The organism is Vreelandella neptunia, from assembly GCF_022489065.1.
GTDB lineage: Bacteria > Pseudomonadota > Gammaproteobacteria > Pseudomonadales > Halomonadaceae > Vreelandella > Vreelandella neptunia_A.
In genome coordinates, this window is the sequence record NZ_JAKVTW010000003.1 from 228,190 (window position 1) to 249,042 (window position 20,853).

Below are 20,853 nucleotides of genomic sequence, written 5' to 3' on the forward strand. Positions count from 1 at the left end.
AACCACCCAAAAGCTTAATAAACTGGAGAACATCCATGAGCCTTTCACCCTTTCATTTGGCTATTCCTGTTTACGATGTAGCACTGGCACGCGCGTTTTATAATGATGTGTTCGGCTTGGAAGAGGGGCGTTCTAGCGAACAGTGGGTCGACTTTAATTTCTTCGGCCATCAGTTGGTGATCCATGAGCAGCCCAAAACACCTGGCCAAGAGAGCGCTCATACAAACCCCGTGGATGGTCATAACGTTCCTGTCCCGCACTTCGGTGTGATTTTAGAGTGGGATGAGTGGGAAGCCCTGGCTGAGCGTTTGAAAGCGCGTGATACGCAGTTCGTGATCGAGCCTTATGTTCGCTTTAAAGGTGAAGTGGGTGAGCAGGCCACCATGTTCCTACTCGACCCATGCGGAAACGCCCTGGAGTTCAAGGCGTTTAAAGATATGAGTCAGGTGTTTGCCAAATAAGCCCTGGGTTAATTGTCGTTTTAAGCGCGTAACGCCTGCTCCTGACGGCGATGCTGTAGCGGGGGCTCACCAAAATAGCGCTTATAGTCACGACTAAACTGAGGCACGCTGCGGTAACCCACTGCCGCAGCGGCCTGATTGACGTTGTGATTATCCTGCAGCAACAATTGCTGCGCCTTGATTAAGCGCAGCCGTTTTAGATACTGGGCCGGGGACGAGCGGGTAATCTGTTTAAAGTGCTGGTGAAACGTCGACGCACTCATATTGGCCTGTGCTGCCAATTGTTCCACGCTAAAGTCTTGGGCAAAGTTAGCATGGAGCTTGGAAAGCACCTGCACAATGCGTGAATAATTACCGTGCCCCAGTACCAGTGCCCTCAATGCTTGGCTTTGCTCTCCCTTTAACGCTTCAAATACCACATCGCGGATACGCGCTGTGCCCATCGTGCTGCACTCTACCGCTTCATTTAGCGTGCGTGCCAAGCGCAAAACGGCGTCCTGCATGCCCTCCGTCATGGCCACTGAAGCCATCGGTAACGGTGCTTGGTTGTGATGCCTGGCGTCACCCATGGCGGTGACCATCTCGCTTAACAGTGCCGGATCCAGGCGTACCGATATACCCAGCAAAGGTGCTTCCGGTGAGCCGTAGGTTTCACACTCAAAGGGCAGGGGGAGCGTTTGGACTAAATAGTGGCCGGGGTCGTAATAGATTTCGCGATCACCCAGGTAGCCCATTTTTCGTCCCTGGGCAATGATGGTCAGGCTTGGCTCATAAAGAAGCGGTGTCCGTACCTGATGGCGGCTTAAACAGAGTAATGACACGCCCGACAGCGGTGTATCACTGATCCCGTCACACTTAATGAGTGGGGCGATAACGGCAGCCAGCGCATTGCCAGCCTGAGCGGTTGAGGCCATGGTTGTTCTCTCTGGTTTCTGGTGGCTTTTGTACAATAATAACGATTTTTGGCTATTTTTTGTTATTTTATTACGTACTGTCGGAGTAATTGGCAAAAATGGCGTAGCTTCGTTCATCGCTATCCTCATGGATTAGGACAATACTATCGGCATACCTCGCACGCGGGGAAATGTCTGCTGATTTATAGGGCAGTCTTTTGCTGATAAGGAGTTTCACCGATGAGCCAAGCATTATCTTACGCCGCATTTGCTAACGATAAGCCCTTAGCACCGTTTACTTTTGATCGTCGTCAGCCACGCCCGGATGACGTAGCGATTGAAATTCTTTACTGCGGCGTTTGCCACAGTGACCTGCACTTTGCGCGCAATGACTGGGGCATGAGCCAGTACCCCGTCGTGCCAGGCCATGAGATTGTCGGCCGCGTCACCTCTGTCGGCGATAAAGTAGCGCGTTTTAAGGCCGGTGACCTGGTGGGTGTTGGTTGTATGGTTGACTCATGCCGTACCTGCGCCGCCTGTAAAGATGGCGTCGAGCAGTACTGCCTGGAAGGCTTCACTATGACCTATGGCAGTGAAGACCGTCAGGACGGCACCATGACCCAAGGTGGCTACTCTGACTCCATCGTCGTAAGCGAGCACTTTGTGCTGCAAATGCCTGATGGTATTGATTTAGCCTCTGCAGCGCCGATTCTCTGCGCCGGTGTGACGACCTATTCACCACTCAAGCATCACGGTGTCGGCAAAGGCCATAAAGTCGGAGTGATCGGAATGGGTGGTTTAGGCCACATGGGCGTCAAACTGGCCAAAGCGCTGGGTGCTGAAGTGACGGTCTTTACTCGTTCCGACGCTAAAGTTGAAGAAGCCAAGCGCAACGGTGCTGACCACGTGGTGGTTTCCAGCGACCAAGCACAAATGGATGCCGTCGCAGAAACGTTCGACTTTATGCTCGACACCGTGCCCGTACAGCACGATCTTAACCCCTACCTAACGTCGTTGAAGTATGACGGCACGCACATCATTGTCGGCCTGTTGGAGCCCATTGAGCCTGCCATTGAAGCGTTCAATCTGGTCTTCAAGCGTCGTGTGGTGGCTGGTTCGCTGATTGGCGGCATTGCAGAGACCGAAGAGCTGCTTAAGCTGTGCGCCGACCAAGGTATTACCTGTGATATTGAGATGCTGGACATCAACAATATCAACGAAGGCTTTGAGCGGATGGAAAAAGGCGACGTTCGCTACCGTTTCGTGATCGATATGGCGACGTTGAAAAATAGCGCTGCCTAATCTATTGGCATTCGTTTGAGCATAAGAAATGGCCCGCCTCCTACAAAGGACGCGGGCCATTTTTCTACTGTCGAGTATTAATCTCTACAAGCGAGTAATAAGTCTCAGCTTTTTACTTCTCGTTTGCGGCGCGCAGCAACAACGCCGGGTAAAAGCATCAAGCCAGCTAGCAACCAGGCGGGCCAACTGCCTGAACGTGTAAACGGTGTCAAACCTTCCATGGCGTAGAATTCGCCAGTTATCAGCGTCGTTTCGAACTGCGGTGCGCGCTCCACGATCTGACCATTGGGATCGATAATCGCGGTAATGCCGTTACTGGTGGCGCGCACGACATAACGACCATTCTCTAGCGCTCGCAGGCGTGCCATCTGAAGATGCTGGTGGGGGCCGATAGAGGCGCCAAACCAAGTGTCGTTAGATACCGTCATAATGACACCGCTGTCTTGAGCACGACGAGCAACGAGTTGTGGGTAGATAATCTCGTAGCAGATCGCATTGCCAATATTAATCCCTGCGGCCTGCATTGGCGTTTGCTCATGCTCACCTTTGGTAAAGGTCGACATGGGCAGGTCAAAAAAATCAATCGCGCCGCGCAGTACGCTCTCCAGTGGCAGGTACTCACCAAAGGGCACTAGATGCTCTTTCTGGTAGCTTCCCTCAACATTGCCCACGCCAATCACGCTGTTGAAGTAGCGTTCTTGTTCATCGCGCTGAACAATGCCGGTCAGAAGGGCGACGTCAGGCGGCAGGCTCGCTTGCACTCGCTCTAAGACTGGGCGTGCCTGGGTTTCCATCATGGGCAGGGCGGTCTCAGGCCAGATGATCAAATCAACTTCGTCAGCGACTTCACGGGTGAGCTCGCTGTAAGTGTTCGCCGCCGCGCGTTGCCCTTCAGGGGTCCATTTTAACAATTGTGGCAGGTTGCCTTGCAGCAGGGCCACTCGGGTGGGCTCGCTGACCGGAGTGGTCCACTGCTGTGGCAATGCCAGCGGAATTAACCAAATAGCGGCTAGAGGCGCGAGTGCCCACCACTGACGACGCAGCAGCTCTGCAGCGAAGGCGCCGCTAAGCGCTACCAGTAATGAAAGCAGGTAAACCCCACCAACGGGCGCCCAGGCGGCCAGCGGTGAGTCGACGTAGCCTGAGCCTAGCAGCAGCCATGGAAAGCCGGTAAATAGGTAGGTACGCAGCACCTCGCCCAATACCCAGGCGCCGGCAAAGCTAATAAATGCGAGCCGAGCCGAGGTGAAACGACGGTAAAGCCAAAAAGTACCGGCAAAAAAGAGCGCTAAAATTGTCACGAACAGCGTGGTGAGAAAGACCGCCAGGGGGACGCCGGTATAGCCATAGTCGTGAATAGAGACATACACCCAAGAAGTGCCGCTAGCAAACAGGGCGACGCCATATAGCCAGCCCTTAAGGGCCGCCTGGGCAGGCGTTAAAGCGTGTAGGCCGGTGTAAAGTAAACCAATGGCGACAGGGCCCAGCCACCAAAGCTCAAAAGGAGAGGCCGTTAGGGTGGTGAAACCGCCTGCCACTAAAGCGGCAAGCAGCTGTAACAAAAACGCGGGGGGTAAACCCATAGCGATAAACCTATCGTCGGTTAAGGTCGAGGATGTGCAGAGAGAGAAGTGATTAGCGCAGCCTAATCTCGAGTGTCTTCTTGGTCTTCGTCGTCCTCTTTTTCATCTTCACGACGAGTGTCGCGATAGGCTTCGAGCAGACGAATACGGCGAGTATCGGCATTAAGAATGACAAAACGCCAGCCACCTAGGATGGTGTGTTCACCGCGCCGAGGTAAATGACCGAACTGCTGCATTACCAGGCCGCCAACGGTATCGAACTCGTCGTCGGAAAACTCAGTGTCGAAGCGTTCGTTGAAGTCTTCGATGGGGGTTAGCGCGCGAATGGCGTAGCGGCCACTCTCTATTTCGCGGATATCATCCTCTTCATCGGTATCGTGCTCATCTTCGATATCACCGACGATCTGCTCAAGAATATCTTCAATGGTGATAATACCTGCTGTGCCGCCGTATTCGTCAACGACAACGGCCATATGGTTGTGCGTATCACGAAACTCTTTAAGCAGGCTGTTGAGGCGTTTTGATTCGGGGATAAACATCGCTGGGCGCAAGATATCATCAAGCTTAAACGCATCTCGCTGCGCCTGGGTCTGAGAAAGCAGTGGTAGTAGGTCTTTTACCAGCAGAATGCCTTTTACATCATCCAGATTTTCGCCAATCACCGGGTAGCGGGAGTGGCCGGTTTCCTGAATCAGCGGTAGGTAGCCGTCGCTGGTTTGGTCAAGCGCGATGGCCGAGACCTGGGAGCGGGGGATGAGTACTTCACGAACCTGCTGATCGCTGATCTCAAGCGCGCCTTCGATGATCATGATGGCGTCTTGATCCAGCTTCAATTTCCCTGCGGTATGGCGTAAAAACGTCATCAGCTCATCCCGCGAGCTGGGTTCGTCATTATCTCCGGAAAGGGCGCCAAAGAGTTTCTCGAGCCAGGATTTTTGATTAGGGTTGCTCGATCGGTCTTCGCTCATGCGTCAATTCTCTCGTTTGCGGGCAGACAAGTAGCTGTTTTATCACTGAAGCGGGGGATAGTACCAGATTCATAGTTACCTGATTTAACGCACCCGCTAACAAATAATAAAGTTGTAGGCGCTTAGACGTCTTCACCATCAGGTGCGTGGTTGTCGTCAGAGTAGGGATCAGGGATGTTCAGCTCGGCCAACAGCTCGCGCTCGAACTGCTCCATCTCTTCAGCTTCCTCATCGTCAATATGATCGTAGCCCATTAAATGCAAGATGCCATGCACCACCATGTGCGCGTAGTGGTCTTCAATCGGTTTACCTTGCTCACTGGCTTCATGGGCCACGACTGCATGACAAATCACCAAGTCGCCGAGTAGGGGCAAATCAACCCCAGGCGGGCTTTCAAACGGAAACGACAGGACGTTGGTGGTTTTATCTTTACCGCGGTAATCACGGTTAAGTGTTTGGCTTTCGCGCTCATCTACAAACCGGATAGTGATTTCGCGGCGCTGATCATCGGGGTGATGTGCAAACACACAGCTCACCCAGTGGGTGAGCTGTGTCAGAGAGGGCAGCAGGGGTTCATTGATCGCTGCCTGACGATCAATAAGGAGACCCTCTGCACTGGCTTCTTTCATCGTGAACCATCCGATCCAACCCACGAGCCTTCGCGCGCTTGCATGCGCGCATCACGCTCTTGCTGACGCGCTTCGCGCTGGGCGCGCTCTTCCACTTCCTGCTGTGATTCGAACATATCGTAAGCTTCGATGATGCGCTGAACCAACGGGTGGCGTACCACGTCTTTAGCAGCAAAGTGGGTAACGCCAATGCCTTGTGTGTCTTTTAATACGTCAAGCACCTGGATCAGCCCTGAGCGTTGACCCTTAGGTAAATCGACCTGAGTAACGTCGCCGGTTATCACTGCGGTAGAGCCAAAGCCAATCCGGGTCAGAAACATTTTCATCTGTTCTGGCGTGGTGTTCTGGCTCTCATCCAAAATGATGTAGGAGTTATTGAGCGTACGGCCGCGCATGTAGGCCAGCGGGGCAATCTCAATCACCTGGCGCTCAATCAGTTTTGCTACCTGCTCAAAACCGATCATTTCATACAGGGCATCGTAAAGCGGACGAAGGTAAGGGTCGATTTTCTGGGCTAGATCACCGGGCAGGAAGCCAAGCTTTTCACCCGCCTCAACTGCTGGGCGCACGAGCAGAATGCGGCGCACTTCTTGCTGGTTGAGTGCTTCAACCGCTGCCGCGACGGCTAGGTACGTTTTACCGGTGCCTGCAGGGCCTACGCCAAAGTTGATATCGTGTTCCCGAATGCTGGAAACATAGCGCTGTTGGTTAAGCCCGCGGGGTTTGATCATGGTGCGCGGTGTGCGCATGATCACTTCGCCGCTGCTTTCCGTGCCATCCACTTCGTCTTCTATCGCTTCAAGCCCAGACTCCTGAAGAAACAGGTGTACGGTGTCGGCATCAAGCTCGCTAGAAGCAGTTTCGCGGTAGAGGTGTTCCAGCACGTTTGCCGCTGCCTTGATGCGGTTGGCTGGACCTGCCAATTGAAACACATTGCCCCGGTTGCGCAGCGTCACATCCAGGCGGCTTTCAATCAGCTTCAAATGCTCGTCCTGCTGGCCGCAAAGGCTAGCAAGGCGCTGCGGATCATTGGGTTCAAGGCTTAAGGTGATGATGCGATTGGCCTGAGGTGTTGGCTGGCTCAAGAGTGGGGAACCCCTCGTTAGTGTGTGTATCGTTCAGCTTACTGCCCCGACCATGGCCGGGGCAATTACCTGTGTTAATTGCTGTGCGAAGAGAACGATCAATAGCGCTCGGGCGAGGCTAGCTCACCGCGCAGCGAGTTGGGGAATGCTTCAGTGATTTCAACATCGACAAAGTAACCGATCAGCTCCGTCGGGTTGGCGGCGCGGAAGTTAACGACGCGGTTATTCTCGGTGCGTCCAGAAAGCTGGCCGGGGTCGCGCGGTGAAAACCCGTTCACCAACACCCGTTGAGTGCTGCCTACCATGCGTCGGCTAATCTGCGCGGTTTGTTGGATGATACGCTCTTGTAGGATCGCCAAGCGCTGCTTCTTAACACTTTCAGGCGTTTCATCCGGCAAGCCAGAGGCAGGGGTGCCGGGGCGTGCGGAGTAAACAAAGCTGAACGAGTGATCAAAGCCAATTTGGTGAATCAAGTTCATCGTGGCTTCAAAATCCTCTTCTGTTTCGCCGGGGAAGCCAATAATGAAGTCAGAAGAGAAGCTGATATCCGGACGATTGGCGCGGATACGCTCCATTTTCTCGATGTACTCGGCCGCCGTATGACCCCGTTTCATAGCATTGAGAATGCGGTCAGAGCCGGACTGAACCGGTAGGTGCAGGTGGCTCACCAACTCTGGAATATCAGCGAAGGCGTCGACTAAGCTATCGGTAAATTCTACCGGGTGCGAGGTGGTGAACCTGACGCGATCAATCCCATCGACTGCCGCAACACAAGCAATCAGTTCGGCGAGGTCAATCTCATCGCCAAGCTGGTTCTCGCCACGATAGGCATTCACGTTCTGGCCCAATAAGTTAATTTCACGCACGCCTTGATCAGAAAGATGGATAACTTCATCCATCACCGCTTCAAAGGGACGCGAGACCTCTTCACCGCGGGTGTAGGGCACCACACAGAAGGTGCAGTACTTAGAGCAGCCTTCCATGATCGATACGAAGGCGGTGGCGCCATCGGAGCTAGGCTTGGGCAGATGGTCGAACTTTTCGATTTCAGGAAAAGTGACATCCACAGCGGCAATCTGATTATTGCTGCGGGCATCCAGCATTGAGGGCACGCGGTGAAGGGTTTGCGGCCCAAATACCATGTCCACATGAGGTGCCCGTTTGCGAATCGCTTCGCCTTCTTGGCTTGCCACGCAGCCGCCTACGCCAATCACTAGATCGGGGTTGGCATCCTTGAGTTTTTTCCAGCGTCCCAGCTGATGAAAAACTTTCTCCTGCGCTTTTTCGCGGATCGAGCAGGTGTTTAACAGAATAACATCGGCTTCACGCTCATTATCAGTGAGTTCGAGCTGGTGAGATTCGCCGAGCAGATCCGCCATGCGGGAGGAGTCGTACTCGTTCATTTGGCAGCCGTGCGTTTTGATGAAGAGCTTCTTCGCCATCGGTACCTGTCATCTATGAGTCGTCGGGGGACGAGGATGAATGGAGTGTCGTCTTGTGGCCAGTAATTATGATCACCAAGCCACTATATGAATAGGGCGCATTATACGGATAGAGGAAACCAGCGGCTAGCGTTCATCCATAATCGATACTTGACCGGCACATTTCTATGAGTATACTACGCACCGTGTTTGAGCAGTTCCTCGATAGCTCAGTTGGTAGAGCAAATGACTGTTAATCATTGGGTCGCAGGTTCGAGTCCTGCTCGAGGAGCCAATCAAATTACTAATATTCATTAGTGATTTGGCTTCGCTTAACACGGCACAACTTAAAATGTTCCTCGATAGCTCAGTTGGTAGAGCAAATGACTGTTAATCATTGGGTCGCAGGTTCGAGTCCTGCTCGAGGAGCCAAGTTGTACTGCTATTATTACCTCTTTAACTATCTTTTACGGTTTGCCGTGTAGGATAGCGCATGATTCCTCGATAGCTCAGTTGGTAGAGCAAATGACTGTTAATCATTGGGTCGCAGGTTCGAGTCCTGCTCGAGGAGCCAATTAATTTCTCCCTTCTTTTTGCTTTTGCCCCTCTGTTTGCTTTTGATTAGCGTCCAGCTTGTTCTGCGTTGGTTGAAATCGTTAATATCTAGCGCTTTTCAGTTGTTGTATCTACTGCCAGCTAACCCCTTGGCAGCGTTGTCGTGTCTGACGTTGCGAGCGGATGCGCTACGAGAAGTATTGGCGCTTACCGTCAACCGCTTTAGTGACGTAAACTAGATGAATAATCCATTGGTTTAGGAAGTTCATGGTGGGTAACAACTCTGCGCTCCAGGCGCTGAAAGTATTTAAGTGTTTAAGTGATGAAACGCGTTTGATGCTAGTGCTATTGATCGCTCAAGAGCAGGAGCTGTGCGTGTGTGAAATGACCCATGCACTGCAGGAGTCGCAGCCAAAAGTGTCGCGGCATTTGGCCCAGTTGCGCCAATGTGGGCTGCTCAGCGATCAGCGTGAAGGGCAGTGGGTCTATTATCGCCTTGCTCCTCAGCTTCCTGCCTGGACCTACGATATTATCCAGGCGGCTACGCAGGGTAGCGCCATTCAATTGGCGGCACTCACTCAGCGGCTAACCCGTATGGGGGATCGGCCTGCTCGCCTTGCGGCGCTTTGCTGAAGCCCAACCTAAAACGCCGGCCCTTGTGAAGGGTCGGCGTTAGGTTTTACTCAAGCAGATTAGCGTTTAGCCGCTAACCGTCGAGTCTCTTGCAGGTGCGCGTAATCGAGCAGGATTTCAGCTGATTCGAGCACGTAGGCACGATCAACCGCCAGGGCCTCATTCTCTTCGCTTTCACCTTCACTACCTTGCGGCGTTTCAGCATCGTCTAGGCCTTCTGAGATGCCTTCGGTGCTATCTGTGCGGGCATCCATCCATTCATCCAGCTCATCAAGGCCCAGCGCACGCCGACGTTGGTTTTCCAGGGAGAGCTGCTCCGCTTCCTGGGCTTCCATTTCGCGCTTACGCTGTTCACGGTTAAGGCTTACGCTGGTGTGCTGCTCGCGTAGCTGACGGGCCAAGGTGGATTGACGCTCTAAATAGCGGAAATTAGCGTTGTCCTGAGCGCGTGCATCGTGCTGGGCGATGAGTTTGTCCAGCATGTTTTCAGGCTCGCCATAGCGACGGTACTGAACGTTTTGCACGGTATCCCACTCCAGCGCATTGTCCAGGCTGCTTTCGCCGATACGTTCAGGATCGATCAGGCTGGGGAAGTCGATATCTGGCTCCACGCCGCGGTTCTGGGTACTATCGCCAGAAATACGGTAAAACTTGGCGCGGGTTAGCTTAATCTGACCATGGCTCAGCTCGTTAAGCGTTTGCACGGTGCCCTTGCCGAACGTCGGTGTGCCTAGCACTAAGCCACGACCGTAGTCCTGAATCGCACCTGCAAAAATCTCGGAGGCGGAAGCGGAGAGGCGATTCACTAAAACGCCTAACGGGCCGTCATAAAGCGTACCTGCTTCACTGTCGCCATAGAGCTGAATACGCCCTTGGGCATCGCGCACCTGTACGGTGGGGCCGCGGTCAATAAACAGACCGATGAGCGAGTTGGCTTCCTGCAAGGCACCGCCGCCGTTGTTGCGTAGATCAAGCACGATACCTTCTACGCCCTCTTCTTTAAGACGTTCGACTTCTTTGGCGACATCGCGCGTGGTGCTGCGATACTCCTCTTCACCGGCTTGCCAGGCGTCGAAATCAACGTAGAACGTTGGGATGTTGATTACGCCAAGGCGGTGAGGTTCGCCGTCGCGTTCAACTTCAATCACTTCGCCGTGAGCGGCTTGATCTTCAAGGCTGACGGTATCACGTGTGATCTCGACGATTTGCGAGCGGGTCATATCGACCGCTTGGGCAGGTACCACATCCAAACGAACGACAGAGCCTTTAGGGCCGCGAATCAGATCGACGACGTTGTCCAGGCGCATGCCCACTACATTGACCATTTCGCCATCTTCCTGGCCAACGGCGATAATGCGATCAGCGGGCTCTAACACGCCAGCACGTTCGGCTGGGCCGCCGGGCACGAGGCTTGCGACTTTAACGTAATCGCTATCAGACTGAAGTAGGGCGCCAATACCTTCAAGGGAGAGGCTCATCTGAATATCGAATGACTCACCCTGGCGGGGGGAGAGGTAGCCGGTGTGCGGGTCGATACTGCTTGTCACAGCCGCCATCAGTACGCCAAACACGTCTTCCGATTCAGTTTGTTCCAAACGCGTCAGTTGGCCTTCGTAGCGCTGGCGCAGATTGGTTTCAATCTGTTCGTTATCCTGATCGGTTAAGGCAAGCGTTAGGGCATCGTTTTTGAGTCGTTTACGCCATAGCTCATCGAGCTCACTTTGCCGCGAAGCCCATGAGGACTCCTCGCGATCAATTTCTAAGCGTTCGTTACTATCAAAGTTAAAATCAAGGCCTTCGTCGAGCTGGGTAAGCAACGACTCCAGGCGAGCACGTTGACGCTCGCTAAACGCGTTATAAAGACTAAAAGCGTCATCCAGGTCGCCATTAAAAATGGCGTCTGACATGCTAGTCTCTAAATGGCGGTAGGGCTCGATATCACTGCGCAGCAGGTAGGCACGCTGGCCGTCAAGAATATCCAAATAGCGTTGGAATGTGTCTTGTGACCAAGCTTCGTCAAAATTTATATCAGCATAGTGTCCGTAGCGGAGCGAGTCCGCGATTTCCACTGCCGCCTGGCGTTGTTCGTCGGTCGGCTCAAGTTGCGCTAAGGCGGCTGGGCTGGTAACAACCAGCATGACAGCCAGGGCGACCGAACGCGAAAGCGTTGCAAACAAGCTCATCAGTCAAGCTCTCCCGGATTTGTGTACACTCATTCTTCCCTAGACTCGCATATGACCCATGAGTTGCGTAGGTCGAGGGAGTATTGTAGCAGGTCGCCTGCGCTATGAGACTCAATCATTACTGTTATGAGGATTTCCATGTCCGAGACTTTCAACGCTGATCGTTTAACGCGTCTATGCGATTTTCTGCGCCAGTCACCGACCCCTTGGCACGCCGCAGGCAACATGGCCGAGCGATTGGCGCAAGCCGGTTTTCAGCGGCTGGAAGAGAAGGCGAATTGGCAGCTTACACCGGGCAAGCGCTACTACGTTACCCGTAATGATTCCGCCATTATTGCTTTTCAATTGCCTGAGTCAACATTATCTGGGCTACGCATGGTGGGGGCTCATACTGATAGCCCCGGGCTGCATTTAAAGCCTAACGCTACGCAGCGCTCTGCTGGCTGGCTGCAGTTAGGTGTGCAGGTATACGGCGGCGTGTTGTTGGCACCTTGGTTTGACCGTGACCTGGGATTAGCCGGGCGTATACATGTGCGCCACGCCGATGGTCGTTTAGAGAGCGTGCTGCTTAATGTCGACCGCGCTATTGCCATGGTGCCGAGTTTGGCGATTCACCTTGACCGCGATGTTAACAGCGGCCGCCCGCTTAATCCGCAGACGCAAATGGCGCCGGTATTGATGCAGAGCGAGACAGCAACGCTAACCGAGTTGGTATCCGAGTGGTTAGCAGAGCAGCATGGCTTGCGCGCTGTGGAAGTGGTCGATTTTGAATTAGGGTTTTACGATGTTCAACCACCTTCCCTGGTCGGTGTTAAGCACGAATTAGTCGCGAGTGCGCGGCTGGATAATCTGCTCTCCTGCTTCATTGGTTTAGAAGCGCTCTTGGCCTGCGATGGCACTCAGGGTGCTTTGCTGGTCGCCAATGACCACGAAGAAGTCGGTAGTGCTAGCGCCTGTGGTGCTCAAGGCCCCTTCTTGGCAGATGTGCTTAAGCGTATTAATAATCAAGTTGGCGGCGGCGAAGGTGAGAAGGGCGGTGACGAGTCGCTGATTCAACTGATTCAATCGTCGCTAATGATCTCTTGCGATAATGCCCACGCGCTCCACCCTAACTTTCGCGATAAGCATGATGAGCGGCACGGCCCGTCGATTAACGGCGGCCCGGTAATCAAGGTAAATGCGAGCCAGCGCTACGCCACTAATAGCGTTACGGGTGCGCTGTTTCGTGATGTCTGCCGTGAAGCGGATGTGCCGGTTCAATCATTTGTGACACGGGCGGATATGGGCTGTGGCAGCACGATTGGCCCGATCACTGCGACGGAATTAGGTGTGCCGACCATTGATGTCGGTGTGCCCCAGTGGGCGATGCACTCGATTCGAGAAACCGCGGGGACTAAAGATGTCGAGTATCTAACCCGTGCCCTGACACACTTTTTAAATCGCGCAACGTTGAGTTAATGACTGACGTTAGTTGAGTAATGCAAAAAGCCCGCTGACAGAATCAGCGGGCTTTTTTATAAGCTTTGGTGGCTACGCCCTGATTTGAACAGGGGACCCCATCATTATGAGTGATGTGCTCTAACCAGCTGAGCTACGTAGCCTTTCAACGGGGGCGAATGATACTGACAACCACGCCTCCCGTCAATATTTTATTGCTGATTGTATGCTGGCGGCCATTTACACATTAAAGCGGAAATGAACCACATCGCCATCTTTTACAATGTACTCTTTGCCTTCCAGGCGCCATTTTCCGGCGTCTTTAGCGCCTTGCTCGCCATTCAATGAGACAAAATCGTCATAGGCGACGACTTCAGCGCGAATAAAGCCCTTTTGGAAGTCGGTGTGAATGACGCCAGCGGCTTCTGGGGCTGTGGCGCCTTCTTTTACTGTCCAGGCGCGCACTTCTTTAACGCCTGCCGTGAAGTAGGTTTGCAGGCCCAGTAGTGAGTAGCCCGCGCGAATTACGCGATCCAGCCCAGGCTCTTCCATGCCCATCTCGCTTAGGAACATCGAGCGCTCTTCATCATCCAGCTCTGCGATTTCGGCTTCCAACTGATTGCACACAGGTACCACCAGTGCGCCTTCCTCTGCAGCGATTTCGTTAACAATATCCAGATAGGGATTGTTCTCGAAACCGTCTTCATTGACGTTGGCAATATACATGGTCGGCTTCAGGGTTAAAAAACCGAAGCTCTTCACCTGGCGCTGCTCTTCTTCGCTTAAGCCAAAGCTGCGTAGCGGCAAGCCTTCTGCCACGTGGGGCTGAATACGATCAAGGATCGCTTTAGTAGCAATAGCGTCTTTATCGCCGCCTTTGACAGAGCGAACCAAGCGCTGGCTGGCTTTTTCGACGGTATCCAGGTCAGCCAGTGCTAATTCCAAGTTGATCGTTTCGATATCGGCGCGAGGATCGACCTGATTGGCTACGTGGATAACATTGTCGTTATCGAAGCAGCGTACTACATGGGCAATTGCCTGAGTTTCGCGGATGTTAGCCAGGAATTTGTTGCCCAGGCCTTCGCCTTTTGAAGCACCCGCGACCAAGCCCGCTATATCAACGAACTCCATGGTGGTCGGCAGCACTTTTTGCGGCTTGACGATCTCAGCGAGCTTATCAAGACGTGGGTCCGGCATCGGAACGATGCCGACGTTCGGCTCAATGGTGCAGAAAGGGAAGTTTTCTGCATCGATGCCTGACTTCGTCAGTGCATTAAATAGTGTCGACTTGCCGACGTTTGGCAGACCGACGATGCCGCAATTGAAACCCATAAAATGTTCCTGGAAATAAAGTGGTAGGGCGTAAAAGTAATCGCCATTCTACGAGATGCGCTAGCCGTCAGCCACCGGCGTAACAAGACAGCTTTCGGCGAAGTTCATTCTGACTTGAGGCTGTGTAACTGGTTCATTGCTTTTGACCAGTCCCCCGCTAGCACTAGTGGTAATGTGGCAATGCACTCATCCATGGCACGTACGATCGCTTCTTGTTCGGGCTTGCCGGGGCGCCCCAATACGTAGTTAGTGACTTGGCGTGCCTCGCCAGGGTGGCCAATGCCGATGCGCACCCGATGAAACTGTTTTTGATCGCCTAGGGCGCTAATAATATCACGCAGTCCGTTATGGCCACCGTGCCCGCCGCCGGTTTTGTAGCGCGCCTGGCCGGGGGGGAGGTCGAGCTCATCATGGGCGACCAGTAAATTTTCAGGAGACAGTTTAAAAAATTGACTCAAAGCTGCCACTGCGGCACCGCTACGATTCATAAAGGTGGCTGGATTGAGTAGGTGCAGCTCATGATCGCCTAGGCGTACTTTCGCGTAGTGGCCGAAAAATTTCTTTTCCGGACGCAGCTCTGTATGAGCACTCTGCGCAATCGCGTCTACCAACCAGAAGCCAGCGTTATGTCGCGTGGCATCATACTCTGCGCCGGGGTTACCCAATCCAATAACGGCTGTTACCTGGCTCATCGTCTCACCTCACAAAAAAAATCAAGCGCCGGGGCGCTTGATTTTAACATCATCCTAGCAACACAAGGGCCATGAAGGCATGGCCCCGGTAGTAGAATGCTTAGCAGCGTGATTACTCGGCACTGGAATCTTCTTCGCCTTCGCTTTCACCTTCTTCATCATCTTCTTCAAGACGCTCTTTCATCTTGGTGACGTTGAGAATGGCGTTGTCGTGATCTTCGCCGTGAGACAGGTCAACAGATGTGACGCCAGCCGGCAGGGTAAGATCAGACAGGTGCAGCGTGGTGCCAATTTCAACACCAGAGATGTCGATTTCCAAGTAATCAGGCAGGTCTTTCGGCAAGCAGCTGATCGCAACTTCGTTGGCCAGTACGTGCAGTTCACCGCCTTGGTCTTTAATACCTACGCACGCCTCTTCGCCAGTCACGTGCAGCGGCACGTTCATGGTGATTTCGTGAGTTGCATCAACGCGCAGGAAGTCGGCGTGGGTCAGCAGCGGCTTGAACGGGTGACGCTGCAGATCACGGACAACCACTTGCTCTTCTTTACCTTCGATCATCAGTTTGATGACCGAGGAGAAGAAGGACTCGTCTTCAATCGCTTTGTAGAAAGCGGTTTTTTCGACAGAGATAGACTGCGCGCCTTTCTCGCCACCGTATACCACGGCAGGCACTTGCTGGTTCGCACGACGCAGGCGGCGGCTCGCACCTTTCCCCAGGTCGTTACGAACGCTGGCTTTCAGGATAAAATCAGACATGGAATTGCCTCTTAGTTTAAGTAAGGAAGACGCCGCCGACCGCGACCAGACAGGCGACGTTTCCGGGGCCCCAGAAGGGGGCTATATCGTCAGCGAATTAGTGGAACATCGCGCTGACAGATTCTTCGTTGCTGACCCGACGAATCGCTTCTGCGATCAGGCCGGCAACGCTCAACTGGCGAATTTTACCGCTTCGACGTGCAACGTCAGATAGCGGGATGGTGTCGGTCACCACCACTTCATCCAGTACGGAGTTGGTAATGTTATCAACCGCTGGGCCGGATAAAATCGGATGCGTTGCATAAGCCACAACGCGCTTGGCGCCGTGATCTTTCAGCGCTTCACCGGCTTTACATAGCGTGCCTGCGGTGTCGATCATATCGTCGACCACGACACAGGTGCGGCCTTCAATCTCACCAATAATGTGCATCACCTGGGCTTGGTTAGCCTGAGGGCGACGCTTATCAATAATGGCGAGATCGGCATTCAACTGTTTGGCGATGGCGCGTGCACGAACAACGCCGCCAACGTCAGGGGAGACCACGACGAGGTCACTGTAATTCTGGCGCTCAATGTCATCTAACAGAATGGGCGAGCCGTAGACGTTGTCGACCGGTACATCAAAGAAGCCTTGAATCTGATCAGCGTGAAGATCCATGGTCATTACCCGGTCAACGCCTGCTTTAACCATCATGTCAGCCACGACTTTGGCGGAAATGGGGACCCGCGCCGAGCGCACGCGACGATCTTGGCGCGCATAGCCAAAATATGGCAGAACGGCCGTGATGCGAGTGGCTGAGGCGCGACGCAGAGCGTCGACCATCAGGATCAGCTCCATCAGATTGTCGTTGGTCGGTGCACAGGTGGATTGCAGGATGAAAACATCCTTACCGCGCACGTTCTCATTGATCTCGACTGCGATTTCGCCGTCGCTGAATTGACCCACCGTAGCATTACCCATACGGCTGTCTAAGCTCTCGGCAATTTTTTGAGCGAGTGCGGGATTAGCATTCCCGGCGAAAACCATCAATTTTGACACGTGCAGCCACCTTTGCAGTGTTGGGAATCGGGGGAGAAAACACACAGCATACTTAGACTGTATTCGAGTGCTAAGTCATTTAAGAGCTCAGTTGGCTGGGGTACCAGGATTCGAACCTGGGAATGCCGCTACCAAAAAGCGGTGCCTTACCACTTGGCGATACCCCAACAATGGCCTACTGCAATGGTGCGGTGTTTTCAACGTCCCAGAGCGGTTCTAATAACGACCCAGAGCATCATGTAGGGGAGAGGTGTTGAGCCCGCGTGCTACCCATGTCGGCCAATGTTGATCCGCTAGTTGCGCGATTGCCTGTGCCGATTGCTGCGTTTCAAAAGCAGCAAACACACAAGCGCCCGTGCCGGTCAACCGGCTAGGTGCGTGCTGTGCCAGCCAGTGAAGAACTTCCGCAATTGGCGGATAGCGCTTCTTTACTACGGCCTCACAGTCGTTGCGCCACTCCGGCGCTCCCCCCTGCAGTGCGCGCGCCATAGTAATGGGGCGGCTGTCACGTGTCAATTGCGGGTCTTGGAAGACGCCAGGGGTAGAAACGCTTATGCCAGGGTGAATAATGACGAACCAAGGGGTATCGAGTGTTACCGCAGTAAGCTGTTCACCTACCCCTTCAGCCCAGGCGCTATGGCCGTAGATAAACACAGGGACATCGGCGCCCAGTTGAAGCCCCAGGCGCGCTAATTCGTCAAATGGCAGGTTGAGCTGCCATAGGTGATTAAGCCCAACAAGCGTGGTGGCCGCATTTGAGCTGCCGCCGCCCAGGCCCCCTCCCATAGGCAATTGCTTTTCGATAGCCAGCGTAGCGCCTAGCGGGGTGCGGCTATGATGCTGGAGCAAACGCGCAGCGCGAACAATCAGGTTGTCATCGTGATAGACACCTTCTATATCACTGCTGAGTTGGATTTCGCCGTCATCCCGGGAAGCCAGTGTCAGATGATCATGAAGATCGATGAACTGAAAGAGCGTTTGCAGAGCGTGGTAACCGTCTTCACGACGGCCCACAATATGCAGCATGCGGTTAAGCTTGGCCGGTGAGGGGAGGGTTAGTGCCGCGTTCATCTAGACAGTCACCATTACTCTTCGCTGGCTTGCCACTGGTTCACGACGAGGGTAATGCGAACATCGTCGTAATTCATGATTAACCGACGCGGAAGCCAAATATCGGCAAATTTTTCCCAGTCGCGATAGTCAATTTCCCAGCCATCTTGCTCAAGGTGGCTCGGGAAACCAAGCTCGTCGGTTTCTAGCTGAAAGCTATCATGGTCGCCGGGTAAGCCGCGCACCCAATCAGGCATAGCACTGACGGGAAGCGCCCAACCAAGCTGTTCCTGCATTAATGCTTCCGGTGTTTCTGCTTCAAAACGACCATCGCTATTGGATAGTGAAAAACGCCCCTCGCGACCTTCAAGCACGTTGCGCCCGCCGCCAAACGGCCCGCTGATCAGCATACGAAAATAGTAGGGCGTTTGGTTCCAGTCAAGGTTGGCGCTGACGTTTTCTTGAGAGGTGCGTAAGCCCGCTTTGCCAACCATTGTCCAGGTGTCGAATGCTTCTACCTCAGCTAACTGGCGCTCCCACTGGCCTGCTTGGCGGCCACTTTCATCGACGGGGGCCTGGGAGGCGCACCCGGCAAGTAACATTAGCGCAAGGCCCGCAGCCCACAGGCGCGTAGACAGGTGCTGAGAGTGGCGTGTTAATGACCAGCGCGGTGAAGGGGACGTCAGTGTCAGCATAAACAGGCTCCATGTTAGGTGATGTCGGCGCAAGGGTAGCATGAATGGTGCGCTTAATAGGGTGGTTCGCAGGGTTAGGGTGCCCCTGGCGGCGTTAGTTCAGGATAGCGCTCAAGCAAGTCGTCAATCTGCGGATGCAAGTTGGTTCGCTGCATAATCTGCGCTATCAACCGGCGAGCTTCTTCATCGCGCCCTAGCGCTTGTAATACTTCGGCTAGATGCGCAGCGACTTCCTGATCAGGCAGTTGTGTGTAGGCGCTCTCAAGCCAGGGTAGAGCTTCTTCAGGCTGCCCAAGCCGGAAATAGACCCAGCCCATGCTGTCGAGTACAGCGGGGTTATCTGGGTCGGCTTCGTAGGCGCGCTCGATAAGCTCAAAAGCCTCTTGTAAACGCCCTGGTAGGCCAAGGTCTGCCAGGGTATACCCTAGCGCGTTGAGCGCTTCAGCATTGTCGGGGTCGGTGCGCAGTACTTGGCGTAAATCCTGCTCCATTCCGGCAATGTTACCCGCTTCCCAGCGGCGCATGGCGCGCATATAAAGCAGTGAGACGTCGTCCGGTGTGCGGGTGATTTCACGATCTAGGAGCGCATTCGCATCCGCTGGTTGGTTCATTTCGTCAAGCAGTTGAACTTCGAGCATCACCAGTTCGGTAAAGTAACTGTCGTAGCGCATGCGCTCAATGCGCAGAAAAGCCCGGGCATCAAGTAAGCGGTCTTCCTCAATCAGCATTTGCGCCGCCGCTGCGCGAGCAGGCAAAAATTCATCACCCTCGCTGACTTGGCGGTAATAAAGCAGCGCGCTATCGGTATCTTTTTGTGCTTGGGTAATAGCGCCCAGCAGGAAATAGGCAAGATTCGGCACTTCAGATTGGCCAATTAGCGGCTGGAGCAAGCGTTGAGCGGGTTCAGGGTGGCCCTCTTCCAGATACAGCTGTGCCAGCGATAAACGCAGATCCTGATTTCCCCCATGGCTCTCTAGCAGGGCGTTGGTTTGCACTTCGGCGGCACTGATATTGTTAAGTCGAATTTCTGCTTGAGCGAGAAGTAAGATAAATCGCACATCGTCGGGGGCGAGATCTAAACCTTGCTGTGCTGCACTCCGAGCGGTCGAGTAGTCTTCCACCTCTAGCGCAAGGCGTGCTCTTACCAACCATAATGCTGCTGATTCAGGGTCAAGCAGCGCGACTTGATCAAGCCGCCGCTGGGCAACGGCGGTATCGCCAAGGGCCGCCTCAATCAGGGCCGTGCCCAGCAGCACATCGCTGTGGTGCTCTAACTGATCAGCATTGGGCTGGGCTAGGTGCGCGCGCAACTGCTGAGCTATTAATGTGAGTGGCGCTTCTTCAGCCACCGCGATTTCAGCAAAGGCGGTCAAATCGCCATGGCCACCTACTTCGACAATATCTAGACGCTGTTCAAGGCTGTCGAGCCAGTCACCCCGCTGGAGAGAAAAAGCCGCCAATAAGCGATTGGGCGCCTCTGCCTGCGGGGCTAGTTCACGCCAGCGAAGTGCTGAAGCCTCTATTAATGAGGTTTCATTGCCAAAGCGCGCAGCAAATGTTGCGCGTTCGGCAAGCGCTGGCTCGCGATAGCGCTGAGCGGCCTCAAGATAGCCTTGGCTTGCAAGGCGATAATCGCCTCGTTGACCCGCCAGCTCAGCGCCAAGCAGCGTGCTCAGCCCCGCAGCGTCTAGACCACGGGTAATGGGTGGGGCGCCGCGCATTGGGTCATCGGCCCACGTGCCCAGGGGCCCGTCCTGCTGGCTAGGCGCGGACTGGCAGCCGCTAAGGAAAAGCGCGGCGGCAACGGGTAGTAGCAGAGTCGAATGCCGTAAAGCAGAGCCCTGGAATGAAAAGCCCTGCAGTGTAAAGCCCACAATAGTAGAGCCCAGAAGTGTAGAACGAGGTCGCATGCGTCTCTCGATTAAGTGGCCGAATGCTCAGCATAGCGGCTTGCCTGCCTGCGGCAAAGTGGTGTGGGCCAGATGATAGCCTGCTGTGATAGAATGTTCCTCCTTGAAAAAGTGGCCTGCAATCTTTATGCATACTTAAATGCATTGCTTGAGCCACGTCAAAGACCTGTGATAGCAAGCCCTAATTGACGGTGCGGCCGCGTAAGACCAGCGGTCGACGAAAGTCCG

At 54.0% G+C, this 20,853-nt stretch carries 18 protein-coding genes and 5 tRNA genes; 7 read left to right on the plus strand and 16 right to left on the minus strand.

The window, feature by feature from the left end; all coding sequences use genetic code 11:
- The first annotated feature begins 35 nt into the window (after positions 1-35).
- Complete coding sequence (locus MLE19_RS07225) at positions 36-461, plus strand: VOC family protein (protein WP_071693883.1); 426 nt, start codon at positions 36-38, stop codon at positions 459-461.
- Positions 462-481: 20 nt separating this feature from the next.
- Here the strand turns inward: MLE19_RS07225 and MLE19_RS07230 are convergent, their stop codons facing one another.
- Positions 482-1,375 carry an AraC family transcriptional regulator gene (locus MLE19_RS07230; protein WP_240717488.1) on the minus strand — a complete coding sequence of 298 codons (894 nt, stop codon included), beginning with the start codon at positions 1,373-1,375 and terminating at the stop codon, positions 482-484.
- 219 nt (positions 1,376-1,594) lie between these two features.
- On the opposite strand from MLE19_RS07230, the gene MLE19_RS07235 reads away from it, so the two are divergent.
- Complete coding sequence (locus MLE19_RS07235; RefSeq protein ID WP_240717489.1) at positions 1,595-2,656, plus strand: NAD(P)-dependent alcohol dehydrogenase; 1,062 nt, start codon at positions 1,595-1,597, stop codon at positions 2,654-2,656.
- A 104-nt stretch (positions 2,657-2,760) separates the two neighbouring features.
- Here the strand turns inward: MLE19_RS07235 and lnt are convergent, their stop codons facing one another.
- From lnt to miaB, 5 genes are all read right to left on the minus strand, one after another.
- On the minus strand, positions 2,761-4,239 hold the full coding sequence (gene lnt, locus MLE19_RS07240) for an apolipoprotein N-acyltransferase (RefSeq protein WP_240717490.1): 1,479 nt from the start codon (positions 4,237-4,239) through the stop codon (positions 2,761-2,763).
- 62 nt (positions 4,240-4,301) lie between these two features.
- The gene (locus MLE19_RS07245) at positions 4,302-5,207 is read right to left on the minus strand and encodes an HlyC/CorC family transporter (RefSeq protein ID WP_240717491.1); all 906 of its coding nucleotides are present in this window, start codon (positions 5,205-5,207) and stop codon (positions 4,302-4,304) included.
- A gap of 122 nt (positions 5,208-5,329) precedes the next feature.
- Positions 5,330-5,836, minus strand: coding sequence for an rRNA maturation RNase YbeY (gene ybeY, locus MLE19_RS07250; protein WP_240717493.1), 507 nt, complete (start codon positions 5,834-5,836; stop codon positions 5,330-5,332).
- Complete coding sequence (locus MLE19_RS07255; protein WP_240717495.1) at positions 5,833-6,921, minus strand: PhoH family protein; 1,089 nt, start codon at positions 6,919-6,921, stop codon at positions 5,833-5,835. The genes ybeY and MLE19_RS07255 overlap by 4 nt, the downstream gene beginning before the upstream one ends.
- A gap of 98 nt (positions 6,922-7,019) precedes the next feature.
- The gene (miaB, locus tag MLE19_RS07260; RefSeq protein WP_176301940.1) at positions 7,020-8,363 is read right to left on the minus strand and encodes a tRNA (N6-isopentenyl adenosine(37)-C2)-methylthiotransferase MiaB; all 1,344 of its coding nucleotides are present in this window, start codon (positions 8,361-8,363) and stop codon (positions 7,020-7,022) included.
- A gap of 198 nt (positions 8,364-8,561) precedes the next feature.
- On the opposite strand from miaB, the gene MLE19_RS07265 reads away from it, so the two are divergent.
- The 4 genes from MLE19_RS07265 to MLE19_RS07280 all read left to right on the plus strand — a co-directional run bounded on the left by MLE19_RS07265 (position 8,562) and on the right by MLE19_RS07280 (position 9,530).
- Positions 8,562-8,637, plus strand: a tRNA-Asn gene (locus MLE19_RS07265).
- A gap of 61 nt (positions 8,638-8,698) precedes the next feature.
- Positions 8,699-8,774: transfer RNA gene (locus MLE19_RS07270), tRNA-Asn, on the plus strand.
- 66 nt (positions 8,775-8,840) lie between these two features.
- Positions 8,841-8,916 (plus strand) — tRNA-Asn (locus MLE19_RS07275).
- Positions 8,917-9,164: 248 nt separating this feature from the next.
- Complete coding sequence (locus MLE19_RS07280; RefSeq protein ID WP_240717497.1) at positions 9,165-9,530, plus strand: metalloregulator ArsR/SmtB family transcription factor; 366 nt, start codon at positions 9,165-9,167, stop codon at positions 9,528-9,530.
- Between the two features lie 59 nt (positions 9,531-9,589).
- Here the strand turns inward: MLE19_RS07280 and MLE19_RS07285 are convergent, their stop codons facing one another.
- Positions 9,590-11,713, minus strand: coding sequence for a carboxy terminal-processing peptidase (locus tag MLE19_RS07285; RefSeq protein ID WP_240717498.1), 2,124 nt, complete (start codon positions 11,711-11,713; stop codon positions 9,590-9,592).
- Between the two features lie 138 nt (positions 11,714-11,851).
- Here MLE19_RS07285 and MLE19_RS07290 point away from each other — a divergent pair, with 138 nt between their 5' ends.
- Complete coding sequence (locus tag MLE19_RS07290) at positions 11,852-13,171, plus strand: M18 family aminopeptidase (protein WP_240717499.1); 1,320 nt, start codon at positions 11,852-11,854, stop codon at positions 13,169-13,171.
- A gap of 66 nt (positions 13,172-13,237) precedes the next feature.
- Here the strand turns inward: MLE19_RS07290 and MLE19_RS07295 are convergent.
- The 9 genes from MLE19_RS07295 to MLE19_RS07335 all read right to left on the minus strand — a co-directional run bounded on the left by MLE19_RS07295 (position 13,238) and on the right by MLE19_RS07335 (position 20,625).
- Positions 13,238-13,314: transfer RNA gene (locus tag MLE19_RS07295), tRNA-Met, on the minus strand.
- Between the two features lie 76 nt (positions 13,315-13,390).
- A complete protein-coding gene (gene ychF / locus MLE19_RS07300; RefSeq protein ID WP_240717500.1) occupies positions 13,391-14,482 on the minus strand; it encodes a redox-regulated ATPase YchF in 1,092 nt (363 codons plus the stop codon).
- Between the two features lie 104 nt (positions 14,483-14,586).
- Positions 14,587-15,174: an aminoacyl-tRNA hydrolase gene (gene pth / locus MLE19_RS07305; protein ID WP_240717501.1), complete on the minus strand. Its 588-nt coding sequence runs from the start codon at positions 15,172-15,174 to the stop codon at positions 14,587-14,589.
- 112 nt (positions 15,175-15,286) lie between these two features.
- The gene (locus MLE19_RS07310; RefSeq protein WP_240717502.1) at positions 15,287-15,931 is read right to left on the minus strand and encodes a 50S ribosomal protein L25/general stress protein Ctc; all 645 of its coding nucleotides are present in this window, start codon (positions 15,929-15,931) and stop codon (positions 15,287-15,289) included.
- Between the two features lie 97 nt (positions 15,932-16,028).
- Positions 16,029-16,970 (minus strand): ribose-phosphate pyrophosphokinase, encoded by a 942-nt coding sequence (locus tag MLE19_RS07315; RefSeq protein ID WP_009287569.1) that lies wholly within the window; start codon positions 16,968-16,970, stop codon positions 16,029-16,031.
- Between the two features lie 92 nt (positions 16,971-17,062).
- A tRNA-Gln gene (locus tag MLE19_RS07320) sits at positions 17,063-17,137 on the minus strand.
- 49 nt (positions 17,138-17,186) lie between these two features.
- Positions 17,187-18,041: a 4-(cytidine 5'-diphospho)-2-C-methyl-D-erythritol kinase gene (ispE, locus tag MLE19_RS07325; protein WP_240717504.1), complete on the minus strand. Its 855-nt coding sequence runs from the start codon at positions 18,039-18,041 to the stop codon at positions 17,187-17,189.
- Between the two features lie 14 nt (positions 18,042-18,055).
- Positions 18,056-18,715, minus strand: coding sequence for a lipoprotein insertase outer membrane protein LolB (gene lolB / locus MLE19_RS07330; protein WP_240717506.1), 660 nt, complete (start codon positions 18,713-18,715; stop codon positions 18,056-18,058).
- 74 nt (positions 18,716-18,789) lie between these two features.
- On the minus strand, positions 18,790-20,625 hold the full coding sequence (locus MLE19_RS07335; protein WP_240717507.1) for a tetratricopeptide repeat protein: 1,836 nt from the start codon (positions 20,623-20,625) through the stop codon (positions 18,790-18,792).
- Positions 20,626-20,853: the final 228 nt, after the last annotated feature.

Coding starts and splice junctions, on each gene's coding strand:
- MLE19_RS07225 (WP_071693883.1), top strand. CDS start 36: ATGAGCCTTTCACCCTTTCATTTGGCTATTCCTGTTTACGATGTAGCA.
- MLE19_RS07280 (WP_240717497.1), top strand. CDS start 9,165: ATGGTGGGTAACAACTCTGCGCTCCAGGCGCTGAAAGTATTTAAGTGT.
- lnt (WP_240717490.1), bottom strand. CDS start 4,239: ATGGGTTTACCCCCCGCGTTTTTGTTACAGCTGCTTGCCGCTTTAGTG.
- ispE (WP_240717504.1), bottom strand. CDS start 18,041: ATGAACGCGGCACTAACCCTCCCCTCACCGGCCAAGCTTAACCGCATG.
- MLE19_RS07245 (WP_240717491.1), bottom strand. CDS start 5,207: ATGAGCGAAGACCGATCGAGCAACCCTAATCAAAAATCCTGGCTCGAG.
- MLE19_RS07235 (WP_240717489.1), top strand. CDS start 1,595: ATGAGCCAAGCATTATCTTACGCCGCATTTGCTAACGATAAGCCCTTA.
- MLE19_RS07285 (WP_240717498.1), bottom strand. CDS start 11,713: ATGAGCTTGTTTGCAACGCTTTCGCGTTCGGTCGCCCTGGCTGTCATG.
- lolB (WP_240717506.1), bottom strand. CDS start 18,715: ATGCTGACACTGACGTCCCCTTCACCGCGCTGGTCATTAACACGCCAC.
- MLE19_RS07310 (WP_240717502.1), bottom strand. CDS start 15,931: ATGTCTGATTTTATCCTGAAAGCCAGCGTTCGTAACGACCTGGGGAAA.
- MLE19_RS07290 (WP_240717499.1), top strand. CDS start 11,852: ATGTCCGAGACTTTCAACGCTGATCGTTTAACGCGTCTATGCGATTTT.
- MLE19_RS07230 (WP_240717488.1), bottom strand. CDS start 1,375: ATGGCCTCAACCGCTCAGGCTGGCAATGCGCTGGCTGCCGTTATCGCC.
- ybeY (WP_240717493.1), bottom strand. CDS start 5,836: ATGAAAGAAGCCAGTGCAGAGGGTCTCCTTATTGATCGTCAGGCAGCG.
- miaB (WP_176301940.1), bottom strand. CDS start 8,363: ATGGCGAAGAAGCTCTTCATCAAAACGCACGGCTGCCAAATGAACGAG.
- MLE19_RS07335 (WP_240717507.1), bottom strand. CDS start 20,625: ATGCGACCTCGTTCTACACTTCTGGGCTCTACTATTGTGGGCTTTACA.
- ychF (WP_240717500.1), bottom strand. CDS start 14,482: ATGGGTTTCAATTGCGGCATCGTCGGTCTGCCAAACGTCGGCAAGTCG.
- pth (WP_240717501.1), bottom strand. CDS start 15,174: ATGAGCCAGGTAACAGCCGTTATTGGATTGGGTAACCCCGGCGCAGAG.